This is a genomic window from Bradyrhizobium huanghuaihaiense (assembly GCF_007830635.1).
Taxonomy (GTDB): Bacteria; Pseudomonadota; Alphaproteobacteria; order Rhizobiales; family Xanthobacteraceae; genus Bradyrhizobium; species Bradyrhizobium huanghuaihaiense.
This window is the reverse complement of record NZ_VLLA01000004.1, coordinates 118,269-141,076: the sequence shown is the minus strand read 5'-3', so window position 1 is coordinate 141,076 and position 22,808 is coordinate 118,269. Positions and strand designations below refer to the sequence as shown.

The window sequence follows — 22,808 nt, the reverse complement described above, 5'->3', positions numbered from 1 at the left end:
AACAACCTTCACCCGCGCCTTCGGCGCGACCTCTCCCGCAAGCGGGAGAGGTTGCAGCGAGTGCGCGGCCTGAGAGGTGCCAGAAAAACGGAGGTTCATCACTTGCCGCCTACGTGTTCAACAAGACCGCGCCGATCGCGGCAGCGACCGCCTGCTGCGCCGGCTCGATCACGGGCACGCCGATCGCCTCCGCAATCGCCGCGCGATGCGAGGCCATGCCGGCGCAGCCCATCACCACCACGTCGGCGCGGCATTGCGTGACCAGCGCACGCCCGGCGTCGATCAGCCGCCCGCGGATATCGGCGCCTGCCGTCTCCGCCGCACTCGCGCCGACTGACCAGCTTCCGGCATAGCGGCTGTCGACGCCCATCACCCGCGCCATGCGCTGCTGGCGGCGGATGCTCGACGGCGACAGTGCGATGACGCCAAAGCGTTCGCCCAGCATCAGCGCGCGGAAGATGCCGCATTCGGCGATGCCCAGCACGGGGCGGCCTCCGGCGGCCTCGCGCACCGCATGCAGGCCGGGATCGCTGAAGCAGGCCAGCACAAAGGCGTCCGCATTGTCGCGCGACACACGGTTGACCAGCGGCATGACGACGCTGTCGGCATCGCGTTGCGAGCTGATGCCCGGCGGGCCCTCGGCAAGGCCGACCACCTCGATTTCAGGCCCGCCGGCGATGCGCAGCGGCGCCACCGCGTCGTCGATCGCCGCCGTCACCGACGCCGAGGAGTTGGGGTTGATGACGAGGATGCGGCGACGGGTCATGACTTGGCTCAGCGGTTGGCCGCTTCGTGGCGCAGGAAGTTTTCCGCGATCTTCTCGCCGGTGGTGATCCAGACATCCGGGCACGACTTGGCGTAAGTGAGGAACTCACGCAGCAGGCGCAGCCGCATCGGACGGCCGCTGCACTGCGGATGCAGCACCGTCGTCACCATCGCGCCCCAGTCGCGGACTTCATCCAGCTCGTCCTTCCATATCGAGAGCACATGCTCCTTGGGGAAGATCGAGCGCGGGCTGAAGCGGGCGGAGAGGCCGTGCATCCAGTCGTCATAGCTCGCGGTGACCGGCAGCTCGATCGTGCCGGGCTTGCCGTCGGCAAGACGATGGCGATAGGGCCTGACGTCGTCGCGGAACGAGGAGGTGTAGACGATGCCGTGCCGCACCAGCGCGACGCGCAGCTCCTCGGTGAACTCGCCATAGGGCGCGCGATAGCCGGTCGGCTTGACGCCGAGCCGGCGCTTCAGCGCCTCAAAACCGCGCTCCAGCTCCTCCTCGATCCAGGGATCGCCGGGATCGGGCAAGAGATGGTGATAGCCGTGATGGCCGATCTCGTGGCCGGCCTTCAGGATAGATTCGGCCATCGCCGGATGCGCATCGACCGACCAGCCCGTGACGAAGAACGTCGCCTTCAGATCGAGCTGGTCGAGCAGCTCCAAAAGCTTCGGCGTGCCGACGCGCGCCTCGTAGCCGCCATAGCTCATGGTGATGAGCCGCTGCGCATGCACCGCGTCCTTGCTGGTCCACGCACTCTCCGCATCCACGTCGAACGACAGGAACATCGCCGACTTGTACGGCTTCGGCCAGGGATATTCGGGCGCAGGATCCGCAGTGTTGGCCGGGACGAGCGGGATGCTCTTGAGTGCCTTACTGTCCAGCATTGATGGTCGCCTTCTCTAGTCCGTTATCGTTGAGTTTCCACTTGGCAAGCAGGGTGCGATAGGTGCCATCGGCGATCAGCGCATCGACGGCCTCGAGAATGGCCTGCTGAAGTGCCTTTTCCTTGACCGGCAGCGCGATGCCCGTGAACTGCGTCGCGAAGGGATCACCGACCGGCGCATAGGTGCCCGGCTCGAGGTCCATCAGATAGGGCAGCGTCTCGTTGCCCTGCACGGCGGCGTCGATACGGCCCTGCCTGAGCTGGTTACGCGCATCGGCCGAGCCGTCGGTGCCGACGAACTGGATCGGATTGCTGCCGCAGTTCTTCTGGCTCCACTTTTCGATCTCTGCCGGAAACATGGTCCGGCGGCTGGCGCCGACCTTCTTGCCGCAGAACGCAGCCATGTCCTTGAACTCGGACGCACGGGACTGCTGCACGAAGAATTTCGGACCGCTGCGCAGATAATCGACGAAGGAGGCGATCTCGTGCCGGCTCGCATAGTCTGTGAAGCCGGACAGGATGGCATCCACCCGCCCGGTCGAAATCGACGGCATGAATTCGGCAAAGCTGGTCTCGGTCCATTCGATCTTGACGCCGAGCTTGCGGCCGATCGCCTCGCCGAGATCGATGTCGAAGCCGGACAGCGCGTTGGTGGCGGGATCGCGGAATTCCATCGGCGGATAGTTCGGCACCAGCGCCACCTTGAGGCTGCCGCGCTTGGCGATATCAGGCGGCAGCTCGATCGCCAATGCCGAAACGGTCATGGCACCAACCAGCGCCACCGCAACCAAAAGCCTCTTCATCACCACACCCCCAATGTCAGATCACTGCCGAAAGAAATGCCTTGGTGCGCTCCTCGCGCGGCGCGCCCAGAACGTCGGAGGCGCGGCCCTGCTCGACGATCGCGCCCTGGTCCATGTAGACGACGCGGTCGGCGACCTCGCGCGCGAAGCCGAGCTCGTGCGTCACCACCATCATGGTCATGCCGCTTCGCGCCAGCTCCTTCATCACCGCAAGCACCTCGCCGACGAGCTCGGGATCGAGCGCGCTGGTCGGCTCGTCGAACAGCATCAGCATCGGCTTCATCGCGAGCGCGCGCGCAATCGCGACGCGCTGCTGCTGGCCGCCGGAGAGCTGCGCGGGATACGAATCGGCCTTGGCGGCGAGCCCGACGCGACGGAGCAGTTCGATCGCTTCCGCGCGCACCTCATCTGGCTTACGCCCCTGAACCTGGGTCGGGCCTTCGGTGATGTTCTCCAGCGCGGTCTTATGCGGAAACAGGTTGAAGCGCTGGAACACCATGCCGGTCTTGAGCCGCTGCCGCCCGATCTCCCGCTCGCTGAGGCGATGAAGTTTCCCACCATGCTCGCGCACGCCCAGCAGCTCGCCGTCGAGCCAGATGCCGCCACTGTCGATCGTCGCGAGCTGGTTGATGCAGCGGAGCAATGTGGTCTTGCCCGAGCCGGAGGCGCCGATCAGGCACATCACCTCGCCGGGCCAGACATCGAGCGAAACGTTCTTGAGAGCCTGGAACTCTCCAAAGTTCTTGCTGACGGTGCGGATCGCGACGAGGGGTTTTGTCATCGCGCCAGCCGCAATGTGCCGCGGGCAAAGCGGCGTTCGAGCAGCATCTGCAGCGGGGTCAGGATCGAGACCACGAGCAGGTACCAGAGCCCGGCGACGATCAGGAGCTCGATGACGCGGGAGTTGGCGTAATAGATGTTCTCGGCGTTGTGCAGCAGTTCCGGATACTGGATGACGCTGGCGAGCGAGGTCGCCTTCACCATGCCGATGAACTCGTTGCCGAGCGGCGGGATCACCACCCGCATCGCCTGCGGCAACACGATCCGGCGCAGCGCGCGCAGCCGTCCCATGCCGATCGCCTGCGCCGCCTCATATTGCCCGACATCGACCGACAGCATGCCGGCACGCATCACTTCGGAGGTGTAGGCGCCCTGGTTGATGCCGAGCCCGAGCAGCGCGGCGAGGAACGGCGTCATGACGTCGACGGCCCGCGCGCTCCACAGGCCGGGAATGCCGATGGTCGGAAACACCAGCGCGAGGTTGAACCACAGCAGCAGTTGCAGGATCAGCGGGGTGCCGCGAAACAGCCAGGTGTAGCCGGCGGCCACAGTCTTCAGCACCGGATTGGGCGACAGCCGCATGATCGCGACGACGATGCCGAGGACAACGCCGAGCATCATCGCCAGCACCGCCATCACCATGGTGTTGACGATGCCTTCGAGGATGACCTTCACGGTCAGGAAGCGGCTGACATAGGACCACTCGATCTGGCCGTTCGCAAACGCGCGCGCGATCGCCGCCAGCACAAGGATAATCAGGGCCGCGCTGATCCAGCGAAACCAGTGCGGCTCGCGCGCGATCCGCATGCCCGACAGATCGGGAAATCCCTCCGCGAGTGCCGGCGCCGGTTTCATTGCGGCGCCGCGTTCAGCATGGGCTGGGCCACCGCATTGGCCCCCAAGCCCCATTTGTCGAGAATGGCCTTGTAGGAGCCGTCGGCGATCATGGCGGCGAGCTTCTCGGTCACCACCTCGCGCAAGGCGGCATCGTCCTTGCGGAACATGATGCCCTGATATCCCCTCGCGAAGGCCTCACCGACGATGCGGTATTTTCCGGGCTCCTGGGATTGCGCATAGGGCAGCGTCTCGCTGCCCTGCACCGCGGCATCGATGCGGCCCTGCTTGAGCTGGTTGCGGACGTCGATCGAGTTCTCGCCCGGAACATACTGGATCGCCGGCTTGCCGGCCGGCTCGCAATTCTGCTTGCTCCACTTCTCGATCTCGACCGGGAAGCTGGTGCTGCGGGTGGTGCCGACCTTCTTGCCGCAGAGATCGGTCGCGTCCTTGGCGGCGCTGTCCGCCATCACGAAGAACTGCGGGCCGGTCGCTAGGTAGTCGACGAAATCGGCGGTCTCGCGCCGCGAAGCGCGGTCCGAGATGCCGGAGATGATGAAATCGGCGCGCCTGGTCTGGAGCGAGGGGATCAGCTCGGCGAACGGCGTCTCGCTCCAGACGATCTTGAGACTGCCGAGCCGCTTGGCGAGCTCATTGGCCAGATCGATGTCGAGCCCGACCAGCTCGTTGGTCGCGGGATCGCGATATTCCATCGGCGCGTAGGTGGAGTTGACCGTGAGCTTCAGCGAGCCGGCCTGCTTGATCTCCGCCGGCAACTCTGCGGCCCGCGCGGAGGTCACCGCGGCCAGCGCAGCAACAGCGAGAGAAAACGAGAGGCGTGTCATGTCAGCTCCTTTGCCCATGTCAGCTCCTTTGCCAGCGCCGTGCCACTTGCTCAGTCGGCGTCGAGAACGGCCGGCTCGATGACGCCGGCGCGTTCGGTGATCACCCGGTATTGCTCGGGCCGCCGGTGGGCGGCGAAGTTGAACATCTTGTCCTTGCCCTGGCGGCAGAGATCGAGATCGATGTCTGCGACGATCACCTCGTCCGCGAGCGTCTGCGCCTGTGCGACGATGCGCCCGTTGGGATCGACGATGCAGGAGCCGCCGATCAGCCCGGAGCCGTCCTCCTCGCCCGCCTTCGCCACCGAGATCGCCCAGGTCGCGTTCATGTAGGCGTTGGCCTGCGTCACCAGCGTCGAGTGGAAGGTGCGGAGCGCGCCGTCTTCAGTGGTGCCGCCGTTCGGATCATAGGCCGCCGAATTGTAGCCGATGCAGACGAGCTCGACGCCCTGCAGGCCGAGCACGCGCCAGGACTCCGGCCAGCGGCGATCGTTGCAGATCATCATGCCCATGATGGCGTGGGCCCAGGCCGAGCCGGCGCGGAAGGCGGGAAAGCCGAGGTCGCCATATTCGAAATAGCGCTTCTCGAGCTGCTGGTAGCGGGCGCCCTCGCGCGGCTCGACCGAACCCGGCAGGTGCACCTTGCGATAGCGGCCGAGAATCTCGCCGTCGCGATCGACCAGGACGGCGCAATTGTAGCGGCGGCCGTCCGGCGTCAGCTCGGCATAGCCGACATAGAAGCCGACGCGCAGCGCACGCGCGCGGTCGAACAGCTTTGCCACCGCCGGGTTCGGCATGCCGCGCTCGAAATAATGGTCGAGCGCCTCGCCCTCGAGCAGCCAGCGCGGAAAGAAGGTGGTGAAGGCAAGCTCTGGAAACACCACGAGGCTGGCGCCGCGGCCGGCGGCCTCCTCCAGCAGCGCGAGCATCCGCGCCAGCGTATGCTCGCGCGTATCGGCTTTTTGCGTCGGCCCCATCTGGGCGGCGGCGGCGCGAAGGACACGAACCAAGATTGCCTCCAATCTGTGCGCAGTGCTGCCTCAATGGGCGAATCAACCCATTGATGCAACGCGCAAATCCGCTGCCATTACGGAGAAGCGGGGCTGCAAAATCAATTCATTCTGCTATGATGTTTTGGCCCTGAGTATAACCGGCAGTGATATGAACCTGCGCCAGCTCGAGATCCTGCGTGCCGTCATCCGCCACCGCACCACGGTAGCGGCGGCGGACGAACTGGCGCTGTCGCAGCCCGCGGTCAGCAACGCGCTGAAGATCATGGAAGCGCAGGCGGGCTTTGCGCTGTTCGAGCGCGTCAACAACCGGCTGTTTCCGACCGCCGAAGCGATGGCGCTCTACAAGGAGAGCGAAGCGATCTTCGCGCTGCACGCAAAACTCGAGAACCGCGTGCGCGATCTGCGCGAGAACCGATCCGGGCATCTCGCGATCGTCGCGACACCGCCGCTCGCCTACAGCATCATCCCGTCCGCGCTGTCAGGTTTCCTGCGCAGGCGCCCGGAGACGCGCGTGTTCTTCGACGTGCGGCGCTATGAGGGCATCATCGAGGGCGTGCTCAGCCGTGTCGCCGAGCTCGGCTTCGCGCTCGGGCTGACGCATCATCCCGGCATCGCGCATGAGGTCGTGCACACCGGCGAGATGGTCTGCGTGCTGCCGCCGCAGCACCCGCTCGCCGACAGGCCAGTGATCTCCGCGGCGGACCTGTCCGGCCTGCCCTTCATCGGGCTCGAGCGCGGCACGCGGCTTGGCGAAGCCGTGCGCGACAGTTTTGCCCGTGCCGGCGCACCCTTCCAGCCGACCGTCGAGGTGCGCTACTGCAACACGGCCTGCGTGCTCGCCGCCGCCGGCGTCGGTGCCGCGGTGGTCGACCCGTTCTCGCCGCGCCAGAACGGTGGGAGCGGCCTCGTCGTGCGGCCGTTTGCGCCGACAACGCACGCCGTCGCCTATATGCTGTGGTCGGAGGCCGAGCCGCTGTCGCGCCTCGCCAAGGCTTTCCTCAACGAAGTGCGCAAGGAAAGCGCGCTGCTGGAGCGTACAGCGCCACACCAGCAACATGGGGCAGAAAGCGACTGAGCTTCGCAACCTTTCAACCCGGGGGGCACATGGCACGCATCACCATCATCGAGACCGGACAGGTCCCGCCGAAATATCGCGAGCGGCACGGCTCGTTTCCGGACATGTTCGAGCGCATGGTCCGCGCCGAGGATCCGACGGCGACCGTCGAGGTCGTCAGCATTCCCAACGGCGATGCGCTTCCCGATCCCGGCAAGCTCGAAGCCGTGCTGATCACGGGCGCTGCCGCCGGCGTCTATGACGGGCTCGAGTGGATCGCGCCGCTCGAGGACTTCGTCCGCAAAGCCTACACCAACAAGACACCGATGGTCGGCGTCTGCTTCGGCCATCAACTGATCGCGCAGGCGCTCGGCGGCACCGTGCGCAAGTCCGAGAAGGGCTGGGGCATCGGCCGTCACGTCTATCAGGTGCTGCCGGAGAACGGCGTCGTCGACGGCGAAGCGGTCGCAATCGCCGCCTCGCACCAGGACCAGGTGATCGAACCGCCAAACGACGCGCTGACGATCCTCTCCTCCGAGTTCACCCCGCATGCCGGCCTGCTCTACGCCAACGGCGCCACGCTGACGGTGCAGCCGCACCCGGAGTTCGATGTAGGGTTCGCAGAAGTGTGCTGCGACCTGCGCGACGGCAAGGCGCCGGAGCATGTCGTGGCCACGGCGCGGGCGTCATTGGCGGAGCCGATGGACAGCGCGAAGCTCGGTGGGGCGATTACGCGGTTTTTGGCAAGGCGCGCGGCGCCTTAGTTGCACACTTCTTAGCTCTCTCCCCTTGAGTGTCCCCATAGATGGGGCATAATTGTCCTCTGGACGCTTAAGGCTGGATGGGGAATGAGCCCAATTCGTCGCACGATAAGCCTGATGTTTGCACTTGCCTTGATCGTCGTAGGGCTGGTGGCTCTAATATATCTTCTGTTGTTCGCGCTCGCGTGGAAGGGCTGGATGGTAATGGCCGCCGGTTTCGTGACGGCGCTAGGCTGCATGTGGTTCTGGGAGGACTTCTCAAAAGCGACAGCCAAGAGCAGTGAGGGCGGTTAAATAATCAGAACGGATCAGTCCCCAGCCCCGGCACATCCGCCGGCCGCGGCCCCGGCGCCGCCCAGTGAAAGCGGCGATCCTTCTCCGCAATCATGATGTCGTTGATCGACGCCTCGCGGCGTTTCATCAAGCCGTGCTCGTCGAACTCCCACTGCTCGTTGCCGTAGGAGCGGTACCACTGGCCGTTTGCATCGTGCCATTCGTACTGGAAGCGCACGGCGATGCGATTGCCGTCGAAGGCCCAGAGATCCTTGATCAGGCGGTAGTCCTGCTCCTTCTCCCATTTGCGGGTGAGGAAGGCGACGATGGCTTCGCGGCCCTGAAACACCTCGGAGCGGTTACGCCAGCGGCTGTCCTCGGTATAGGCGAGCGAGACTTTCACCGGATCGCGAGAATTCCAGGCGTCCTCGGCCATGCGGGCCTTCTGCGCGGCGGTCTCTCGGGTAAAGGGCGGAAGCGGCGGGCGCGACATGGTGGCCTCATCGGTTGGCGGGAGCGGCAATCTACGCCGGCATGCCGCGGAGTCGAGAGGCCATCACCTATCGGCCGATCACTTATCGGGCGATCAGGAAATCAAATCAGCCTTCATCAAGGTGCGGATCGATTTCGGGATCGGCTGGGCGCGGCCGTCGCTGATGAAGGCGACGCGCACCTCGGCCTTCACCAGCACGTCCTCGCCGCGCCGGACCTCCTGCGCCAGCATGATGGAGGCGCCCTTCACCGCGATCGGCCAGGTCACGACGTCGAGCACGTCGTCCATCCGCGCGGGCTTGAGGAAATCGAGATGCATCGAGCGCACGACGAAGGCAAAGCCGGCGCCTTCCGTCTCCACCTGCTCGAACAGCGCCTGCTGCTCGGCGCCCATCAGCCTGAGATGATTGGTCCGGCCGCGCTCCATGTAGCGCAGATAATTGGCGTGATAGACGATCCCGGAAAACTCTGACTTGACGATATCGCAACAAAAGGCCAACGCATTGATTTCATTGGGTCGCTGGAGCGTTAAAGCGTGAACGAAAGGCAGATTTATCTGTGCTCTTCCATAGCAAGCCTCAGAGCCTTTGGGATGCGCTGCGCTTTTCCGCCTGAGATAAACGCGACCCGTACACGCGCCGAGACCAAGAGATCACCCCCGCGCCTGCACTCCTGCAGCAAGGCAATCGACGCGCCTCTCACCTCTTGCGGGACCGTGACAATGTCAAGCAGGTCGTCCAAGACTGCCGGTTTTAGAAAATCGATTGTCATCGAACGGACAACGAAGGCGAAGCCCGGCGCATCGTTCCGCGTTTCCTCGAGCAGCGCTTGCTGATTGGTGCCGAGCAGGCGCAAGTAATTCGTTCTGCCACGTTCCATGAAACGCAAAAAATTCGCGTGATAAACAATCTGGCCGGAATCGGTATCTTCGAAATAGACGCGGACCTGCATGTAATGCCGTCCGTCTCGAATTTCGCCGTCAAGAGAGAGTGTCACAGCGCGGTTTCCTCTTATTGCGCGTACAGGGACCCATGGTCTTGCACAGAGGCGGTTTTCTGAGCAATCGTCTTGAGCTTGGCTCCTGCTGCCGGAAGCTGAGGCAACCGCCTGAATGCGGCAGGCGTCGCGCTGCTGCCATCGACTTCGGATGAATATGTCGGAGATCTATCGTCAACGCGTACCCGGCTTGAGGACGACGTTCATGAATGCGCCTCCGGCTCATGAACCTAGGCGAGCCAGTCCTTCGCCGCAATCGCTGAACGAAAAATCGCCGAGGCCGGCGAGGCCGTAAATGGCCTTGCCCTTGGCGATGGCCTCGTGCTCGCTGCTGGCGAGCACGAGGGTTTCGTATGTCATCCAGCTTTTGAAGCCGACGTCGTAGCCCCGCGTGGCGGCTGGGCTCATTGCCCCGCCTCCGCGTCGGCCTTGGGTTCGCGAACCACGAGGCGGCCGTTCAATGGCAGGCAGCTCAACTGGATGTTGAAGCCCTTGCCGTCCTGTTGCCAGGCCGCGCGCCGATCTTGGTCCAGAAGGGTCTACAAGGCGACAAAAGCAGAAGAGCGCCTCAACTCGTCTCAAGTTCATTTCGAGCTCTGGACCAGCGGCGGCTTCACAGATGCCGCAATCGCTGTTCTTGAAGCTGCTCGATCCACGACCAAGCGTTACAACATAGGCTGGAAATCCGGCAAGGAGGTCCGCGCCGAGCTCGCTCGCACAAGCTCAAGAGTACTTTGCCGCTACGGCGATCAAGGAGGCCGATCTCACGTTGAGCGAAGTAAAGCTCGGGCCGGCCAGCTACGGGATGGGAGACCTTATCCTGAGCGGGACTGTAGCGAACGACCAACGACGCCTTGGCCACCATCTTTTTCCAAGTAATCCTCACGGACTGTCGGGAAGCCACTTGTCGCGTTGTCGGTCAGAAGGACGCCTCGGCATCAGTTTCAGTCCCGCCCAAGCAGTTACGTTCCTTCAGCTCGTATGCGATACGCTTTGAAAATCTCCCCCCTGTCTCCGCGGCGAAGCGCTCCTGGACGTATCGGATCACTGGCCTGCGGGCCGGGTAACTCCGACTCTATGTCAGGCTATCGATCGTTGCTTCAAGGAGCTCACCCAAGTCGCTGATGACGCCGAGACTCCAGCACGGGCCTCGATCCACGGCTCTTCTCGGTGTGTCATTTCCTCGAGTTGGTCGCCGGAAAGCGGGGCGTAGACCTCGAGCACGGAGTTGATAAAGGCGCGGTCAGCCTCAGTCAGGCCCATCGGATCAAAACCTTGCCGGACATCAGGAAGCCCGACCGACGAATACATCGCCTTCGTCTGAACGAACCGGTCATAGACGGCGCGGCTTAGGGGCCCATGAACCCAGGCCTGAAAACTGTTTTGAGGAAACAGCGGACCACGACCAAAGGCCAGGCTCCAAGCCTGGCAGTAGTAAAGCAATTTGTGCAACTTCAGGACGTTCAGAAATCCGCCGTCCTCCGTAAGCCTCACAATGATGTAGTCGCAAGCATCCTGAATGTTCATCTTGGCCTCTATGACGAAGACCATATCATATCGCGACTCGGCGGTCACGGAATCTAAAGTCGTGCTTTGTCAAGACGTTCAATTGGAGCTGCGGCACGGCAACGCAAAGACTGATTCGCGGCCGCCTCAAGTCGGGGGGCCGGCGCCGGGGCGCGTTAACCTTTTGGTAGATGTTTCATTTTCTGGCCTATTTGAGCGAAACTAGCTCTGACGCCAATTCCGCGCGTAGGCTTCTCAGGCATTGCCGGGGAGAGGGCATCACTAGAAATCCGACTGACCTCGCCGGCTGCTCACGATCCGCAGGAGGTGGCTGGCGATTATCAACATCTCGGCCGCCCTTTCGGATTCGACAAGTCAACGTTCCTATGGCTTCTTGGGTTCTTAAAGACGCTGACTGCGACCCCGCTGGCCGGATTAGTCGCCCGTGAAGAATTCGGAAGCGATTGATCTGTCGCAGTGATTTGACGCGAGCAAGTATTCGATTTTGCAAGAAAGCCGTGGGTAGGTCCTGGTTTTCTTGCGTTTTTGGATTCCGGATTGGGCGGCTTCGTGATTCCTTTGACGGCGAGATTCGCTGTTGGGGAGAACCCATGAGCCATCCGCGCGACGATCGTCAGGACGATCTGTTTCGTCCATCTCTGGAGAAGATCATCAACCTTCGCCATCCGTTGGTGCGTCTGGCGGCGGAGATCGATTGGGACTTCCTGGCGGGACGCTTCAGTTCGGTCTGTCGCCTCGGTCCGGGGCAGCCACCGTTGCCGACACGATTGGTAGCCGGACTATTCATCCTCAAGCACATGCACAATCTCTCTGACGAGGCGCTGTGCGGGGGTCGAGAACCCGTATTTTCAGTATTTCTGCGGCGAGGTGGTGTTCCGGCACGACTTGCCATTCGATCGCTCGTCGCTGACCCGCTGGCGCCAGCGGCTGGGTGAGGAGCAGATCGCCGCGCTGTTGCAAGAAAGCCTCTCGGTGGCGCATCGAACTGGGGCAATCGAGACCAAAGATCTCGAGCGGCTCGTTGTGGATACCACCGTACAGGAGAAGTCGATCGCGCATCCGAGCGATGCGCGGCTCATGCACCGGGCGATCGAGAAGCTGGTCGGTTTGGCCAAACGCGAGAGCGTCGAACTGCGCCAAAGCTATCTGCGCGTGGCCAGGCGCGCCGCCATCATGGTGGGACGCTACACGCATGCCCACCAGTTCAAGCGTGCCCGGCGAGAGCTCAAATTCCTGCGCACCCGGCTTGGCCGCATCATCCGTGACATCAGACGCAAGATCGAGGGCGACCCTGCGCTTGAGGATCGCTTTGGTCCGCTGCTCGATCTCGCCCACCGGGTTCGCCATCAAGAGCAGCGTCAGCGCGGTCCCAAGGTCTACTCGTTGCACGCCCCCGAGGTGGAGTGCATCGGCAAAGGCAAGGCCCGGGCACCTTACGAATTTGGCTGCAAAGTCTCGATTGCCACGCCTGCCACCGCGCCCAAAGGCGGGCAGTTCGTACTGCATGCCAAGGCCCTGCACGGCAATCCCTATGACGGCCACACGCTCGGTCCCGTCATCGCCGACCTCGAAAAGCTCACTGGTGTTGCAGCGCGCCGCATCCACGGCGACAAGGGCTACCGCGGCCACAACTATCCTGACCGATTCAAGGTCTGGATCAGCGGCCAGGTTCGCCGTGTCACCAAAGCCATCCGCCGCGAGATGCGGCGTCGCGCCGCCGTCGAGCCTGTGATCGGCCATCTCAAGGACGACCACCGAATGCGCCGTAACCATCTCAAGGGTCGCGACGGCGACCGCACCAACGCCGTGCTCGCCGCCGCCGGCTACAACTTCAGCCTGCTCCGCCGCTGGCTCACCGAACTTTTATGCGGCCTGTTATGGATACTCTGTCGCCACCTATCGCAACCACACCTTGCGTAAAACGGTGCTCAGGGACGTTCTTCACGAACGACGGATTAGCTGTCAAAGTCACCGACGGCTTTTTCCTCGTCGGACTGTCAAACGTCGATGCCGACCGCTCCCGGAACTACAGCTGCTGAACGACCGCTCTTGGTTCGACATGCCGCTCCAATACAAGACGCAGCGCCGTGCCATTTTAGCGATCGAGAAGGGACCGTCAGGCGCGGACGTCTTTGCATCCGCCTTTTCGGCATGGGGTCAACCGGTAACCCCTGTCGAGAGCAAGCCGCCGGCCGCACCCCCGGTCAGCCCACAAACGTTCCGCTCACCGGTCGTCTTCCCAAAGGACGTTTCGCCCAGCTACTCGTCGGAGGAACCCGGACAAGCTCGAATGCTGACTTGTCGCGATCAGTATGTGGCCAACAAGGCTACCGGTTCGAATGGAGGCATGCTGTGGATCCAAGACAACGGTGGCTACTACGCGGAATGCAATAAACGCTAGAAGGGTTGCCCCCTCAGTAGCGTGGCGTGCGTGTGCCGAAGGTGCCATTGGCCATACAACCATGAGGTCAGGCCGATGTCGAATCCAAGAGTGAGTTAAAACATTGAACCTTGGTCAATATCGTCTTGGCGCACCACTCCGTTGATGAGCCATGTGTCTTGATGGAGTGAGTGGGTACCCATCGCCAAGAGCATTCCTTTCTCCGGATACTCTTTCCCGAACACTCGCTCCATGTCGGAAAGCGCTCGCTGATCACCATAGTCGCGCGACCAATTATGATACGTGGCCTCGATTTCCCAATCCTGACACGTACCTTCGCGAATACCGTCGTCAGTTCGGTAGCGATATTTGAAATTATACGGACAGGGATTGTAGTTGTTGGTCACTTGCTTCGCGAAAAGGTCATCTTGCGCGCGGATTGAATCGAATAGCTCTTTTTCCACTTTGACTTCTGCTGCATCCTTTTTTTCGATCTTGAATGCAATGATCTCGGGCCTGAGAAGCGCAAAGCTTCTGCCGGCCTCGCGTTCCCGCGCCAAGCTTGTCACGACGGCCTTTGCAAGAAACGCCGCTCGCTCCGATTTCTTCAGCTTGCCGACAATCTCGATTGACTGCTGATCCACTCGGCGGCTCTCGACCCGCCTATCATCGTTAGGCAGTCGCCAGTTGAACCTTATTCGATCCCAGCGGCCAAATTTTTTCGACTGCTCGAGCGTTCGAAAGGACACCGGATACAATCTGAGCCAATTGCCGTATAGATCGATCCCAGCACAGCAGACCGTTTCACCATGACGTCGGCCGACCTGCGGCGCCGCCTTCACCATCACTATTGCCTCGGTGCTACCCCATGTGGGCGGGTGTCCTGTCATCGGAGGAAATTCGGCCCCTCGGCACTTTGTGACCGGCTAACGGTGCTGCGCTCAAATGAACAAGCTTAAACTTACCGCGCCTCACCATCGAATCAGCGACGATGCAGCGGTGGCAATTGGTGTGATCCTGTTCAAAGCAAAGCAAACATGCAACGGATTTCGAGGCGGCCGAGAGAGCATCAGTTAAAGCTTGCTGCGCCGCAGTAGTCATCATGTGTGCCGCGAATATTCGGCGGAAATCAGAAAACCGGCCCTCCCGGGCGGCCGTCCGCCCGGGCTTCGGATCGCCAAGCCCCTTAAGGTGCAGATATTGGATACCGGCTTTATCCAATCCCTGCGCAAGGGCAGTTTTCGAGAAGCCCGGTTTGCGCGAAATCGGCACGTCTCGGACGTCGATCAGCAGCTTGACGCCATTTTTCTGAAGGCTCGCGAACAGGTCGGATGGCTTGCAACCTTCGTATCCAACGGTGAAAAGTGTCGTCATGTGCGTGCTCTCCTACAGTGCTTCCACCATGTTCGCCAAAGGTTGACAACCCGTGAGGATGATTGCCGCATGCCCATAGATGCCATGCTGGTCGACATCAATGCAGGGACGGCCCTTCGGCGGCTCGGCAGTGCTGCTCCTGCCATTCTTCGACAGTGAGAGGGTGGCGCCTCCCGCCATCGTAGAGCACCGCGTGCCCTCTAAATGCGACATGCGCGAGGCCGTCCCTCAACCAACCCTGGACGGTTTCCGCGGTCGGTGGCTGTTCGCTCCCTGGTATGGGGCAGGTGGCTACAATGACGTGGGGAGTACCGGGGCGGACGTGCTCACCCTCGAGCTGCTGGAGAGGAGCAACAGTATAGCGGCGCCGAAGGCGGGATGCGGGGCCGAGTGCCGTCCGCAAGGAACATCTCGCAATCGCAGAAAACGCTTGGGAGAGATATAGCCAGGAAAAAGATTGTTTATAGAGAGATATACAACCGGTCTCCCATAGAGCAAAATTGGCCTCACTCGCATTGATCGTCCGGGAATTCCGGGTCTCTCAAAAATCGCTTCGAGGCCATCATGATCAAGTGCCGTATTCCGGTTTTAGCCGTATTGAGTTTTTTTTACCTCGTGTGTTCACCGGCATGGCCGCAGGCGCCCGCGCCTCTGGCCCTTGCGACCCAAGGAAGTCAAAGTCCCGACTTGGGTGCAGCAGATCCTGTGCAGGTTGCAACGGATATCTTCTTGGCCTTTGGATCCAATGACTTAACTGCTTTCAGGCCGGTTCTTGAGTCAAAGATATTCGAGCATCTGTCGGTGAATGGCGACAAGCTTTCCGAACAAGTCCAAGACTTGTCCTTGCCCCGAAAAGCCTCAGTCATTGCCAGCGGGTACGTGAAACCAAGGTACTTTTTTGAAGTAGAGCTGACTCATGACCTGCTGCGCGGTGATCCGGGCGCAGTTGTCGCCGCTGGAGGCCAACGGAGCTATTATCTCATCGGCTACAATACGGAGGTCGGCCTGATAGACGCCTTCGCTTTCCGAATCGACTTTCGAATCTTCGAAAGTAACCGACCAAATCTCGCATTTGGGAGTAATCTGCGGGAAGAGCCAATGGTTAGTGCAGGTGCCGCGTTAGCGACAGGCCCAGATCCTGATCCGCGCACGATCGACTTTTTGTTTGCGACGACGAGAGCACGTGAGCAGAAGTCGTTTAGCGAAAAGCGAGGCACAACCATCACATTCGGCGGTCTTCGTGTTAGGATTCCGGACGACCACAAGATGGGGAACGTACGGGTCCCGAAAATCCGCGAGGCACTCATCGGAACTTATGAAGAGAAACTCGATCCTGGAAAGCACTTTGTAATTTCTAGGCAAGGCGTTATCGGAAAGCCTACGTGGTCTGATACGGCTAAGGCGGCGCGCACTACCGAAGCGCTCGTGTTTGTACACGGCTTCAACAACACTTTTGACGATGCCGTATATAGAGCCGCTCAGGTCTTCTGGGATCTCCAGTACAAGGGCTTGCCTGTTTTGTACTCGTGGCCTTCTTGGGGTAACGCGAGAAACCCGCTCGATTTGGCGCGGTCTTATCTCTACGATCGAGATAGCGCCCTGACTGACAGCGATAGCTTTCTAGAGCTTCTCCGATTGCTTCGTGATGAGCTTGGGATAAGGCGGGTAAATATTGTGGCCCACAGTATGGGCAACTATCTTGTGCTGAATGCGCTTCGAGGCCAAGCGTCCTCTCAGGACAGTAAGAAGTTCGGTGAATGGATTCTGGCCGCGCCGGACGTCGATAAGGACCAGTTTATGCGGTTCGTTCCAGGCGTTCAGGGGCTGCTCACTGGTGTGACGTTGTATGCATCGGCTTCAGACAAGACACTTCTGGCATCTATGAAGGCGGCAAGAAACGTGCCGCGAGCGGGATATGTGTATGGTAAGCCGCTAACGTTGCCGGGAATTGATTCAATCGACGTCACCAGAATGGGCGACGAGTTGTTTGGACTGAACCATGACACGTTCGCCACCAACAGGTCATTGATCGATGACATGGGATTGCTGCTCGATGGTGTACGGCCACCAAACAAGCGGCTTCGGCAGATCATACCGGTACCGGCCAACCCGCCGCCGCCCAAATACTGGGAGTTCGCTCCGTAGTGGGAAAGCGGCCATGCGCATATTCTCGTGGAATCTGCTTCGTGGCTTCGTTGTTGGTAGTCTGCTGATCACGTCCGCGGTGGTCAGAGCCGCGACAATAGACGTCACATTTCCGGATCGAGCGCCCGACGCAGTGGGCGCGATCACCATCTCTTTGACCGGCTTTATCGAGACGGAAGATGGAGACATCTTCCTGAAAAAACTGGCAGCGGCAAAAAAAGCCCTGTTCGAGAAAGACAATCCGGATCTTATTTACGAGATATCAGGTCCCAGCTATTTGCAGATTCGGCTCGAATTGGACAGCAAGAACGGAGGCGAACTCTCTGCGGCCTTAAAGATCGCCGCGGCTGTTAGAGAGGATGGGATAGCGACGGTGGTCAAGAAGGGAAGCTCCTGTGTGTCCGCATGCGCGTTTATCTTCCTGGCAGGCGAGAGCCGCGTTCCATATTCGGACGTGACCAACCACCGAATTCTGCAGCCTGGAGGATTTGTCTTTTTTCATTCTCCGCATCCCCAACGGCGGCGACCGGGAACGTTTGCCGAAGGCAGAAAAGCAGTTCGAGAAATGCTGCGTGTTCTTGGTCCTCGGCTTCCGCCTCACCTTGCCGTTGAGATCCTCCTGAAAGAGCCCCATGAGTTCCTATCAATCGATACCGTTGCGGACGCAATCAAATGGAACGTCGATCTCGAAAAGATTCGCGTTCCCTGGCCGCGGCGATCCGGCTTTCTTCAAGCCTGCAGAAATTATCTTGTGTTCAAGAAAGGCAGACCGATCGACGATCTGACTGTCGGGGTCAAGGAGCCAGAGAAGCCGTCAACACCAGACTTCGGCCTTCAAGATGACAGGCCGCTTCGCGCTGATGACAGAGATCCCCTGACGAAGCTGGAAGCCTCCTTGTTACCAGAGGAGAGTCCTGAGCTTCAGCAGGCCAGGATTGAATTCCGGGCTCCAATGTTGATGCGCATGGTTTATATCGGAGAAGGAGAAATGGCTTCGCAGTTTGTCTTCGACGCGGGAGATATAAGGGGCGCCATTCCATGCACCATATGGAGCGGAAACTATGATCTCCATGTGAGTGAAAGACTTGTTCCGCTAACTAAAGAAAGTCTTGAACAAGAGATGGGGGATGGTCGATCAGCTCCCATACCCTACTGGTACCAATATCCACCGGACACGGAGCTTAGCTCTATAGCGGGAGATTACTAGAACTCGGCCATCTTGAACAAGCGCCCATCGGCCCCATCGTCGTGTAAGCGGAGCACGACCTCGTCCTCTGCGAACGTCGGTGGGGATTTCTCATCAATACGCGGGAGGTCCGAAGCGATCAGCGTCATTATATACTGGATCTTCATCGTACTAGTTTGCTCGCGTACGACCTCCAACAGTGCGAGTTTTTTTCGATCATCAAGAGCTTCAAAGATACCGTCATGGTACACGAAGTGGAAGAAACCAACGTCCTCATAAACCTTTAGCAGCGCCAAGTCGAAAAGTGCGCAAACCAGCTTTTTGTAGCTGGTCCCCTCTCCCTGGCTGGACGTCTTCCCGGTTTGCCCTGGGGTCCCGAGACCGATGGTGTAATCGAAATTACCGTTTGAGTTTACATGGAAGTAGAAAATGCCCTCGTGACTAAGCACTCGCTGACAGTAAGCGTTGAAGACGCGGCTGAAGTTTTCATAGATCGGCGTCGGCCTAGCAACCATCGCCTTGATTTCATCGACTACTCTGCCCCGCTCCCGCTCGCTCTCACGCACCTGCAGCGCGGTGGCCGCCACCACTTCAAGCTTCTTGCGTTGCTCATCGAGATAGACAAGTTGCGCTTTCTGCTCGGAGAGTTCGCGCTGCAAGGTTTTGAACTTATCAAACGTGTCTGTGCTGCGCAGAACTCGAAGTTGCTGCTCGCGCCGTTGATCCAAGCTGGTCTTGCGAGACTCTAGCTCCACCCGCTCCTTGTCGAGCGTTGTCCTGCGGGTTCTCAAGGCGGCGTTTCGTTCGCGAGTGACCTTCTTATTGAAGTCCACCAGGTCTTCGTATTGCTTCTTCACCTGACCGGCGAACAAAATATTGGATTCGGAGAATATGGTTGCGACCTCGTCCAGATCGAACCGGTCCTTATGCTCCATCGCCACATCAATCTGCCTAACATCGTAGTTGATGTTGTAGAGGCGCTCGTTGATATCTGAGATTTCACCCTCAACCTCATCGACGAGGTTTTTCATGATACGGCGCTCTTCAGCGTCGAACTCAAAGGCGTCAAGCTGAGCCTCAAGTTCTTCCACCTGCTGCCGCAAGACAGAGATTTGCGCCTGGAGCTTTGGAAGGTCCTCTTCCCGGTACTGGACTTCTGCCGCCTGTTCAGCCTGGCGCTGCTTCAGCGCGCCGATGGAGTCGTCAAGCTCGTACTTGCGCTGCACCGGCGATTCACTAAAGCCGAAGAGGTGAGCAACGAACGGCTTCCAGTGTGCGTCCTTACCCATTTGGAACTTCTGTAACTGAAGCTCATCGCTGAAATCACCTTGGGCCCTCAAGAAATACGTGATGGCCATTCGGTAGTCGTATGGCTTTAGGACCTTCAAGTCGAGCCAGCCGTCCAGCAGCTTGACGGCCTCCTCGCGACTCAGCTCGGCGTGATCCCATTGGTCGTCAGGCAGGTCAACCAACCGCCTGCCGCTCTCGGCGTGCTTTGTCAGAGCAACTTTGTTGGGGTTGTCCGCACCCCGTCGAATGGTAGCAAACTCACCTGAGTTTAGGGCTACCTCGATAAAAAACTGATAGCCAGCAAAGCGGTCTTGATGCTTGACCAGAAACTGCTCCGGAGCGGTGCCCTTGAGCATTAGAAATTCGATAAGATGAAGAAGGGTGGTCTTGCCGAGGTTGTGGGAGTCGCGCTTCTTGTCCTTAGGCTTCTTAACATCGCCAAAAATGACATTGAGACGATCAGCATGCTTGCCGAAATTGAAATCTATCGGATGAAAGAGGTCATCCTTATTGGAGTAAATGCGACTGATCTGCATGTCAGTTCGCCCTGTACTCTATGACGTCGTTTTTTGCGTGATATTCAATCTTGCCCATCAGGTATAGGAAGCTTAGTGCAGGCAAAAATGTGATTTCTCCATCCCCGCCGACGCGCCTGATGACAATGCCCCGCAGACGCTCGAACTCCATCACGCCGCGCTTCTTAAGCTCACGGAGCATGATGGCCGCGATTCGCAGCACGGAGACATCCAAGTTGAGGTGTTTTCTAGGCGTGAGCATTGTCGGTCATCGGTGTTGTTGGAAGTTTTTTCGATCCGATGTCGCAGTTGGCATACATGTAGTGAAGCATCACGCTGATCATACGCCGCTTGCCCTTCAAAGCGACACGTTTCTTTTGAATCTCCTCAATTAGAAAAGCAAAGACGCTATCAAAGGTTTCAAACTGCGGGCGCGCGGCCAAAATCTTTTGCTTCAGCTCGTCAGCGCTATCGTGATAGAGAGCGGCAATCTCCGTATTCCGTGGATTGCTCAAGAAATGGTCTATCCGCGAAAAGTGCGGGAATGAGTTATTCACGATGACCTGGTTATAGTAGTCATCTGAAAGTCCGTTGATCTTGTTTTTCTCTTCTCGCAGCTTGAGCTTCTCAAAGTCGCGCGCGCTGTTGAAGGCGCTCATCACCGAGCCATCAGCATAGTCGTGAACGGCACCGATAACCTCAATGAGGTCGTCAGGCTCAAACCGGAATGGGATTGTGTCCTTCCTGTTCGGCAGCCACTCTCGGAGTTGCTGCATATCATCCAGCGCAGTATTCAAGCGTTCGATCCCGATGATATGAGCACTCTTCACGCCAAGCGCCATAAGACCAGCTATCAGCTTCTCGTCGGCGCCGCCGGTATAGCGGCGGTTGGTGAAGACCATGTAGTGGTCACACAATCCTTTCTTCCCCAGCCGTTTGATTTTGGCATGCTCCTTTTTCAGGAGCCGCTCAAAGTCCTTATCCGAGCACGACTTGTCGAATACGGCGACGTGCTTCGCCTGGAGTACGACATCCCCCTCCAAAGGCTGCGTGGTACTGGGAAAGCACTCAGCCTTGCCATTGAATTTTCCGTCACGACCTCCGTCGCGGCCTGGCGCGAACGGTGTGACGCCTTCCCCGAGCCACTTCACGCAGATCTTGACGACAAGCTCTTCAAATTCGCTCTCGCTAAGTTCGTAAAGGCGGTAATCGCGGCGCATATATAACCTTGTTCCAAATAGAATTGAGTGACCAGCAACGTGACGCGAATTTGGGCTCCAGTGCTGCCCACGCGTACCAGTAGGGAATCAATGTGGATAACGCAGTGGTTGCAATACTGACGTAATATCGCCTTCAAGATCAAGGGGAGAGCGCCTGCGCGCCAAAGGCGAACCGCTAAACGGGTTCGTAAGAAAGATCGGGCCCTTCGGCCCAGTAAGAATTTAGAGCCTCCACCAGCGGTTTCGGCGCTTCTTTATGTTGATTTAGGTTCAGACAAAATCCTGCGCCTCAGGATCAACCGGCGCTTGGTAGACCTCACTCAACTGCCTGCGAGGAGCGGGCTTGGCCTGACGCACATTGATGGCGGAAGCATCGAGCCTGTTCTTGATGTGCGCCGCATAGAACTTCTCGATCATCTCCACTGAGGTTCGGCAGTTCTTCGCTATCTAGTAGCTGTCCGCCCCTTCCATCAGGCGCATGCAGATGTAGGTATGCCGCAGGCTGTATGCGGTCCGCCGATTGCCATCCCGATCCAGCTTCAACTCGCTCCTATCAAGCAGGGCATTGAACATCTTGATGTGATTGCCCGGAAACACGTGGTCGGTCGGCTTGGGCAACTGCGGCGGCTCGTTAGAGGGCGGCAGCTTCGCCCGCACCCGCGCTCTGCCCTGCTTCACGTATTTCGCGCGGCCTAGCAGCCGCTCATAGGGTCGCACCGCGCTCGGCATGCTCTTGCAGTAGCCGACGCCCCGCTTGCCGCGCACCTCGATTTCCAGGATGCGCTCGCCGCTACGTTCGTCCTCAACAATGGTCACGTCGCGATGCTGGAGGTTCTTGGCCTCATCCGGCCGCAAGCCGGTGTTGGCCAAGAACAGGACGTAATCATGCAATTGCTCGGCACTCCAACGGTGGTGGATCTGGCTGGCCTTCGCGTGCGCCCGCGTGGTTTCGTAGAGCTGCTTGTATTCCTCGGGGCTGAACCACGGCCGATGCACCACCTTCCCCGAAGTCTTATAAGGAGGAGAGAAGTCCGGCAGGTGCGCGAGCCATTCATGGCGAATGGCAGTCTTCAACACCTGCCGCAACGTCACGACCTCGTCGTGGATAGTGCTGCGCGCGGGCGCCTTGCCGGTCTTAGACGTTGCGATCCGGTGCAGGCGATATTCCTGCACCTTGCCTGAAGAACGGCAACAGGTGCAGGCGAAGCCTGATCTCGTAACCCTGGACCCAGCGCTCGCTGCGCTGGCCCTCGGTGATCACCTCATACTCTTTCAGGAATTGGTCAGCGGCTTGGCGAAAGGTCTTCTCATTCACCAACAGCCCCGCCCGCGCCTTCCCACGAAGACCGATAAACGAGTCCTCCGCAAACTGCTTGGCGAGGGAGAGATCTTCCTCTCCGGTCGTGCTGCGGTGTTGGCGGCCGTCGATGGAGGCCGAACAGTGCCAATACCGGCCGTTTCGCCGGTATACCTGAATCAGACCACCTAGAAGCTCGTGCCTGGCCATCATGCACCTCCACGTGCATTTTAGCGCAGGCAACCAAAAAGTCGAATTTTGTGCTAGGCGCGTGCTAGGCCATTTACGAAAAATTAAAGGGTTAGGCTTTCGCCCAACCCGTTGTATTACATCAGAAATTTGGTTGCGGGGATAGATTTGAACCTATG

Annotated in this window: 25 protein-coding genes and 1 pseudogene; 6 read left to right on the top strand and 20 right to left on the bottom strand. The window is 59.7% G+C overall.

The genetic code is table 11. The features are described from left to right. Window positions 1-109 precede the first annotated feature (109 nt). The 7 genes from IQ16_RS11160 to IQ16_RS11130 are packed head-to-tail and all read right to left on the bottom strand — an operon-like array spanning window position 110 to window position 5,927. Window positions 110-766, bottom strand: a complete 657-nt coding sequence (locus IQ16_RS11160; protein ID WP_018641644.1) for an aspartate/glutamate racemase family protein — start codon at window positions 764-766, stop codon at window positions 110-112. Between the two features lie 8 nt (window positions 767-774). Beyond that, window positions 775-1,659 carry a polysaccharide deacetylase family protein gene (locus IQ16_RS11155; RefSeq protein WP_018641645.1) on the bottom strand — a complete coding sequence of 295 codons (885 nt, stop codon included), beginning with the start codon at window positions 1,657-1,659 and terminating at the stop codon, window positions 775-777. Beyond that, a complete protein-coding gene (locus IQ16_RS11150; protein WP_026311784.1) occupies window positions 1,646-2,461 on the bottom strand; it encodes an ABC transporter substrate-binding protein in 816 nt (271 codons plus the stop codon). The genes IQ16_RS11155 and IQ16_RS11150 overlap by 14 nt, the downstream gene beginning before the upstream one ends. Before the next feature lie 16 nt (window positions 2,462-2,477). Further along, complete coding sequence (locus IQ16_RS11145) at window positions 2,478-3,242, bottom strand: amino acid ABC transporter ATP-binding protein (protein WP_018641647.1); 765 nt, start codon at window positions 3,240-3,242, stop codon at window positions 2,478-2,480. Beyond that, window positions 3,239-4,096 carry an amino acid ABC transporter permease gene (locus IQ16_RS11140; RefSeq protein WP_026311785.1) on the bottom strand — a complete coding sequence of 286 codons (858 nt, stop codon included), beginning with the start codon at window positions 4,094-4,096 and terminating at the stop codon, window positions 3,239-3,241. The genes IQ16_RS11145 and IQ16_RS11140 overlap by 4 nt, the downstream gene beginning before the upstream one ends. Further along, entirely contained in the window at window positions 4,093-4,920 is an 828-nt protein-coding gene (locus IQ16_RS11135) for an ABC transporter substrate-binding protein (protein ID WP_026311786.1), read from the bottom strand. Before IQ16_RS11135 ends, IQ16_RS11140 begins: the two co-directional genes overlap by 4 nt. A gap of 50 nt (window positions 4,921-4,970) precedes the next feature. After that, on the bottom strand, window positions 4,971-5,927 hold the full coding sequence (locus IQ16_RS11130) for an N-carbamoyl-D-amino-acid hydrolase (RefSeq protein WP_080648022.1): 957 nt from the start codon (window positions 5,925-5,927) through the stop codon (window positions 4,971-4,973). A 151-nt stretch (window positions 5,928-6,078) separates the two neighbouring features. Between IQ16_RS11130 and IQ16_RS11125 the strand changes: the two genes are divergently transcribed. The 3 genes from IQ16_RS11125 (at window position 6,079) to IQ16_RS45085 (ending at window position 8,039) form a co-directional block, all read left to right on the top strand. Further along, window positions 6,079-7,005: a LysR family transcriptional regulator gene (locus IQ16_RS11125; RefSeq protein ID WP_018641651.1), complete on the top strand. Its 927-nt coding sequence runs from the start codon at window positions 6,079-6,081 to the stop codon at window positions 7,003-7,005. Between the two features lie 29 nt (window positions 7,006-7,034). Then, on the top strand, window positions 7,035-7,748 hold the full coding sequence (locus IQ16_RS11120; protein WP_018641652.1) for a type 1 glutamine amidotransferase: 714 nt from the start codon (window positions 7,035-7,037) through the stop codon (window positions 7,746-7,748). Window positions 7,749-7,862: 114 nt separating this feature from the next. Then, complete coding sequence (locus tag IQ16_RS45085) at window positions 7,863-8,039, top strand: hypothetical protein (protein ID WP_158646922.1); 177 nt, start codon at window positions 7,863-7,865, stop codon at window positions 8,037-8,039. Between the two features lie 4 nt (window positions 8,040-8,043). Here IQ16_RS45085 and IQ16_RS11115 read toward each other — a convergent pair whose 3' ends face one another. From IQ16_RS11115 to IQ16_RS11095, 5 genes are all read right to left on the bottom strand, one after another. Then, window positions 8,044-8,511 (bottom strand): nuclear transport factor 2 family protein, encoded by a 468-nt coding sequence (locus IQ16_RS11115; RefSeq protein WP_018641662.1) that lies wholly within the window; start codon window positions 8,509-8,511, stop codon window positions 8,044-8,046. 93 nt (window positions 8,512-8,604) lie between these two features. Continuing rightward, complete coding sequence (locus tag IQ16_RS11110) at window positions 8,605-9,009, bottom strand: YbgC/FadM family acyl-CoA thioesterase (protein ID WP_018641663.1); 405 nt, start codon at window positions 9,007-9,009, stop codon at window positions 8,605-8,607. 53 nt (window positions 9,010-9,062) lie between these two features. Continuing rightward, window positions 9,063-9,506, bottom strand: a complete 444-nt coding sequence (gene ybgC, locus IQ16_RS11105) for a tol-pal system-associated acyl-CoA thioesterase (RefSeq protein ID WP_011089947.1) — start codon at window positions 9,504-9,506, stop codon at window positions 9,063-9,065. 222 nt (window positions 9,507-9,728) lie between these two features. Beyond that, window positions 9,729-9,914, bottom strand: a complete 186-nt coding sequence (locus IQ16_RS45575; RefSeq protein ID WP_018641664.1) for a hypothetical protein — start codon at window positions 9,912-9,914, stop codon at window positions 9,729-9,731. Window positions 9,915-10,586: 672 nt separating this feature from the next. Next, window positions 10,587-11,033 (bottom strand): Panacea domain-containing protein, encoded by a 447-nt coding sequence (locus IQ16_RS11095; protein WP_035665968.1) that lies wholly within the window; start codon window positions 11,031-11,033, stop codon window positions 10,587-10,589. A 590-nt stretch (window positions 11,034-11,623) separates the two neighbouring features. Here IQ16_RS11095 and IQ16_RS11090 point away from each other — a divergent pair. After that, window positions 11,624-12,953: pseudogene (locus IQ16_RS11090) on the top strand (IS5 family transposase). A 576-nt stretch (window positions 12,954-13,529) separates the two neighbouring features. Here the strand turns inward: IQ16_RS11090 and IQ16_RS11085 are convergent. Together IQ16_RS11085 and IQ16_RS11080 are read right to left on the bottom strand one after the other, a co-directional pair. Beyond that, window positions 13,530-14,258 (bottom strand): hypothetical protein, encoded by a 729-nt coding sequence (locus IQ16_RS11085; RefSeq protein ID WP_131234201.1) that lies wholly within the window; start codon window positions 14,256-14,258, stop codon window positions 13,530-13,532. Between the two features lie 16 nt (window positions 14,259-14,274). Further along, a complete protein-coding gene (locus IQ16_RS11080; RefSeq protein WP_018641667.1) occupies window positions 14,275-14,787 on the bottom strand; it encodes a DUF488 domain-containing protein in 513 nt (170 codons plus the stop codon). A gap of 564 nt (window positions 14,788-15,351) precedes the next feature. Between IQ16_RS11080 and IQ16_RS11075 the strand changes: the two genes are divergently transcribed. Both IQ16_RS11075 and IQ16_RS11070 read left to right on the top strand, forming a co-directional pair. Then, entirely contained in the window at window positions 15,352-16,932 is a 1,581-nt protein-coding gene (locus IQ16_RS11075) for an alpha/beta hydrolase (RefSeq protein WP_049826435.1), read from the top strand. Window positions 16,933-16,945: 13 nt separating this feature from the next. Next, a complete protein-coding gene (locus IQ16_RS11070) occupies window positions 16,946-18,139 on the top strand; it encodes a hypothetical protein (protein ID WP_028159538.1) in 1,194 nt (397 codons plus the stop codon). On the opposite strand, the gene IQ16_RS11065 is transcribed toward IQ16_RS11070, so the two are convergent. The 6 genes from IQ16_RS11065 to IQ16_RS46500 all read right to left on the bottom strand — a co-directional run bounded on the left by IQ16_RS11065 (window position 18,136) and on the right by IQ16_RS46500 (window position 22,650). After that, entirely contained in the window at window positions 18,136-19,944 is a 1,809-nt protein-coding gene (locus tag IQ16_RS11065) for a DUF2326 domain-containing protein (protein ID WP_018641670.1), read from the bottom strand. The two genes, IQ16_RS11070 and IQ16_RS11065, sit on opposite strands and share 4 nt — an antisense overlap. 1 nt (window position 19,945) lies before the next feature. Further along, window positions 19,946-20,146 (bottom strand): ABC-three component system middle component 8, encoded by a 201-nt coding sequence (locus IQ16_RS11060; RefSeq protein WP_131234200.1) that lies wholly within the window; start codon window positions 20,144-20,146, stop codon window positions 19,946-19,948. 25 nt (window positions 20,147-20,171) lie between these two features. Next, the gene (locus IQ16_RS45570) at window positions 20,172-21,143 is read right to left on the bottom strand and encodes an ABC-three component system protein (protein WP_018641672.1); all 972 of its coding nucleotides are present in this window, start codon (window positions 21,141-21,143) and stop codon (window positions 20,172-20,174) included. 270 nt (window positions 21,144-21,413) lie between these two features. Further along, entirely contained in the window at window positions 21,414-21,560 is a 147-nt protein-coding gene (locus IQ16_RS46510) for a hypothetical protein (protein ID WP_018641673.1), read from the bottom strand. 30 nt (window positions 21,561-21,590) lie between these two features. Beyond that, window positions 21,591-22,316, bottom strand: a complete 726-nt coding sequence (locus IQ16_RS46505; RefSeq protein ID WP_011089949.1) for a site-specific integrase — start codon at window positions 22,314-22,316, stop codon at window positions 21,591-21,593. Then, window positions 22,279-22,650, bottom strand: coding sequence for a hypothetical protein (locus tag IQ16_RS46500; protein WP_074077759.1), 372 nt, complete (start codon window positions 22,648-22,650; stop codon window positions 22,279-22,281). The genes IQ16_RS46505 and IQ16_RS46500 overlap by 38 nt, the downstream gene beginning before the upstream one ends. Window positions 22,651-22,808: the final 158 nt, after the last annotated feature.

Bases quoted from the DNA above. Each gene is read 5' to 3' on its own strand.
- IQ16_RS11160 (WP_018641644.1), bottom strand. From the start codon at position 766: ATGACCCGTCGCCGCATCCTCGTCATCAACCCCAACTCCTCGGCGTCG.
- IQ16_RS11155 (WP_018641645.1), bottom strand. From the start codon at position 1,659: ATGCTGGACAGTAAGGCACTCAAGAGCATCCCGCTCGTCCCGGCCAAC.
- IQ16_RS11150 (WP_026311784.1), bottom strand. From the start codon at position 2,461: ATGAAGAGGCTTTTGGTTGCGGTGGCGCTGGTTGGTGCCATGACCGTT.
- IQ16_RS11145 (WP_018641647.1), bottom strand. From the start codon at position 3,242: ATGACAAAACCCCTCGTCGCGATCCGCACCGTCAGCAAGAACTTTGGA.
- IQ16_RS11140 (WP_026311785.1), bottom strand. From the start codon at position 4,096: ATGAAACCGGCGCCGGCACTCGCGGAGGGATTTCCCGATCTGTCGGGC.
- IQ16_RS11135 (WP_026311786.1), bottom strand. From the start codon at position 4,920: ATGACACGCCTCTCGTTTTCTCTCGCTGTTGCTGCGCTGGCCGCGGTG.
- IQ16_RS11125 (WP_018641651.1), top strand. From the start codon at position 6,079: ATGAACCTGCGCCAGCTCGAGATCCTGCGTGCCGTCATCCGCCACCGC.
- IQ16_RS11120 (WP_018641652.1), top strand. From the start codon at position 7,035: ATGGCACGCATCACCATCATCGAGACCGGACAGGTCCCGCCGAAATAT.
- IQ16_RS45085 (WP_158646922.1), top strand. From the start codon at position 7,863: ATGTTTGCACTTGCCTTGATCGTCGTAGGGCTGGTGGCTCTAATATAT.
- IQ16_RS11115 (WP_018641662.1), bottom strand. From the start codon at position 8,511: ATGTCGCGCCCGCCGCTTCCGCCCTTTACCCGAGAGACCGCCGCGCAG.
- IQ16_RS45575 (WP_018641664.1), bottom strand. From the start codon at position 9,914: ATGAGCCCAGCCGCCACGCGGGGCTACGACGTCGGCTTCAAAAGCTGG.
- IQ16_RS11095 (WP_035665968.1), bottom strand. From the start codon at position 11,033: ATGAACATTCAGGATGCTTGCGACTACATCATTGTGAGGCTTACGGAG.
- IQ16_RS11085 (WP_131234201.1), bottom strand. From the start codon at position 14,258: ATGGTGAAGGCGGCGCCGCAGGTCGGCCGACGTCATGGTGAAACGGTC.
- IQ16_RS11080 (WP_018641667.1), bottom strand. From the start codon at position 14,787: ATGACGACACTTTTCACCGTTGGATACGAAGGTTGCAAGCCATCCGAC.
- IQ16_RS11075 (WP_049826435.1), top strand. From the start codon at position 15,352: ATGATCAAGTGCCGTATTCCGGTTTTAGCCGTATTGAGTTTTTTTTAC.
- IQ16_RS11070 (WP_028159538.1), top strand. From the start codon at position 16,946: ATGCGCATATTCTCGTGGAATCTGCTTCGTGGCTTCGTTGTTGGTAGT.
- IQ16_RS11065 (WP_018641670.1), bottom strand. From the start codon at position 19,944: ATGCAGATCAGTCGCATTTACTCCAATAAGGATGACCTCTTTCATCCG.
- IQ16_RS45570 (WP_018641672.1), bottom strand. From the start codon at position 21,143: ATGCGCCGCGATTACCGCCTTTACGAACTTAGCGAGAGCGAATTTGAA.
- IQ16_RS46510 (WP_018641673.1), bottom strand. From the start codon at position 21,560: ATGATCGAGAAGTTCTATGCGGCGCACATCAAGAACAGGCTCGATGCT.
- IQ16_RS46500 (WP_074077759.1), bottom strand. From the start codon at position 22,650: ATGGCCAGGCACGAGCTTCTAGGTGGTCTGATTCAGGTATACCGGCGA.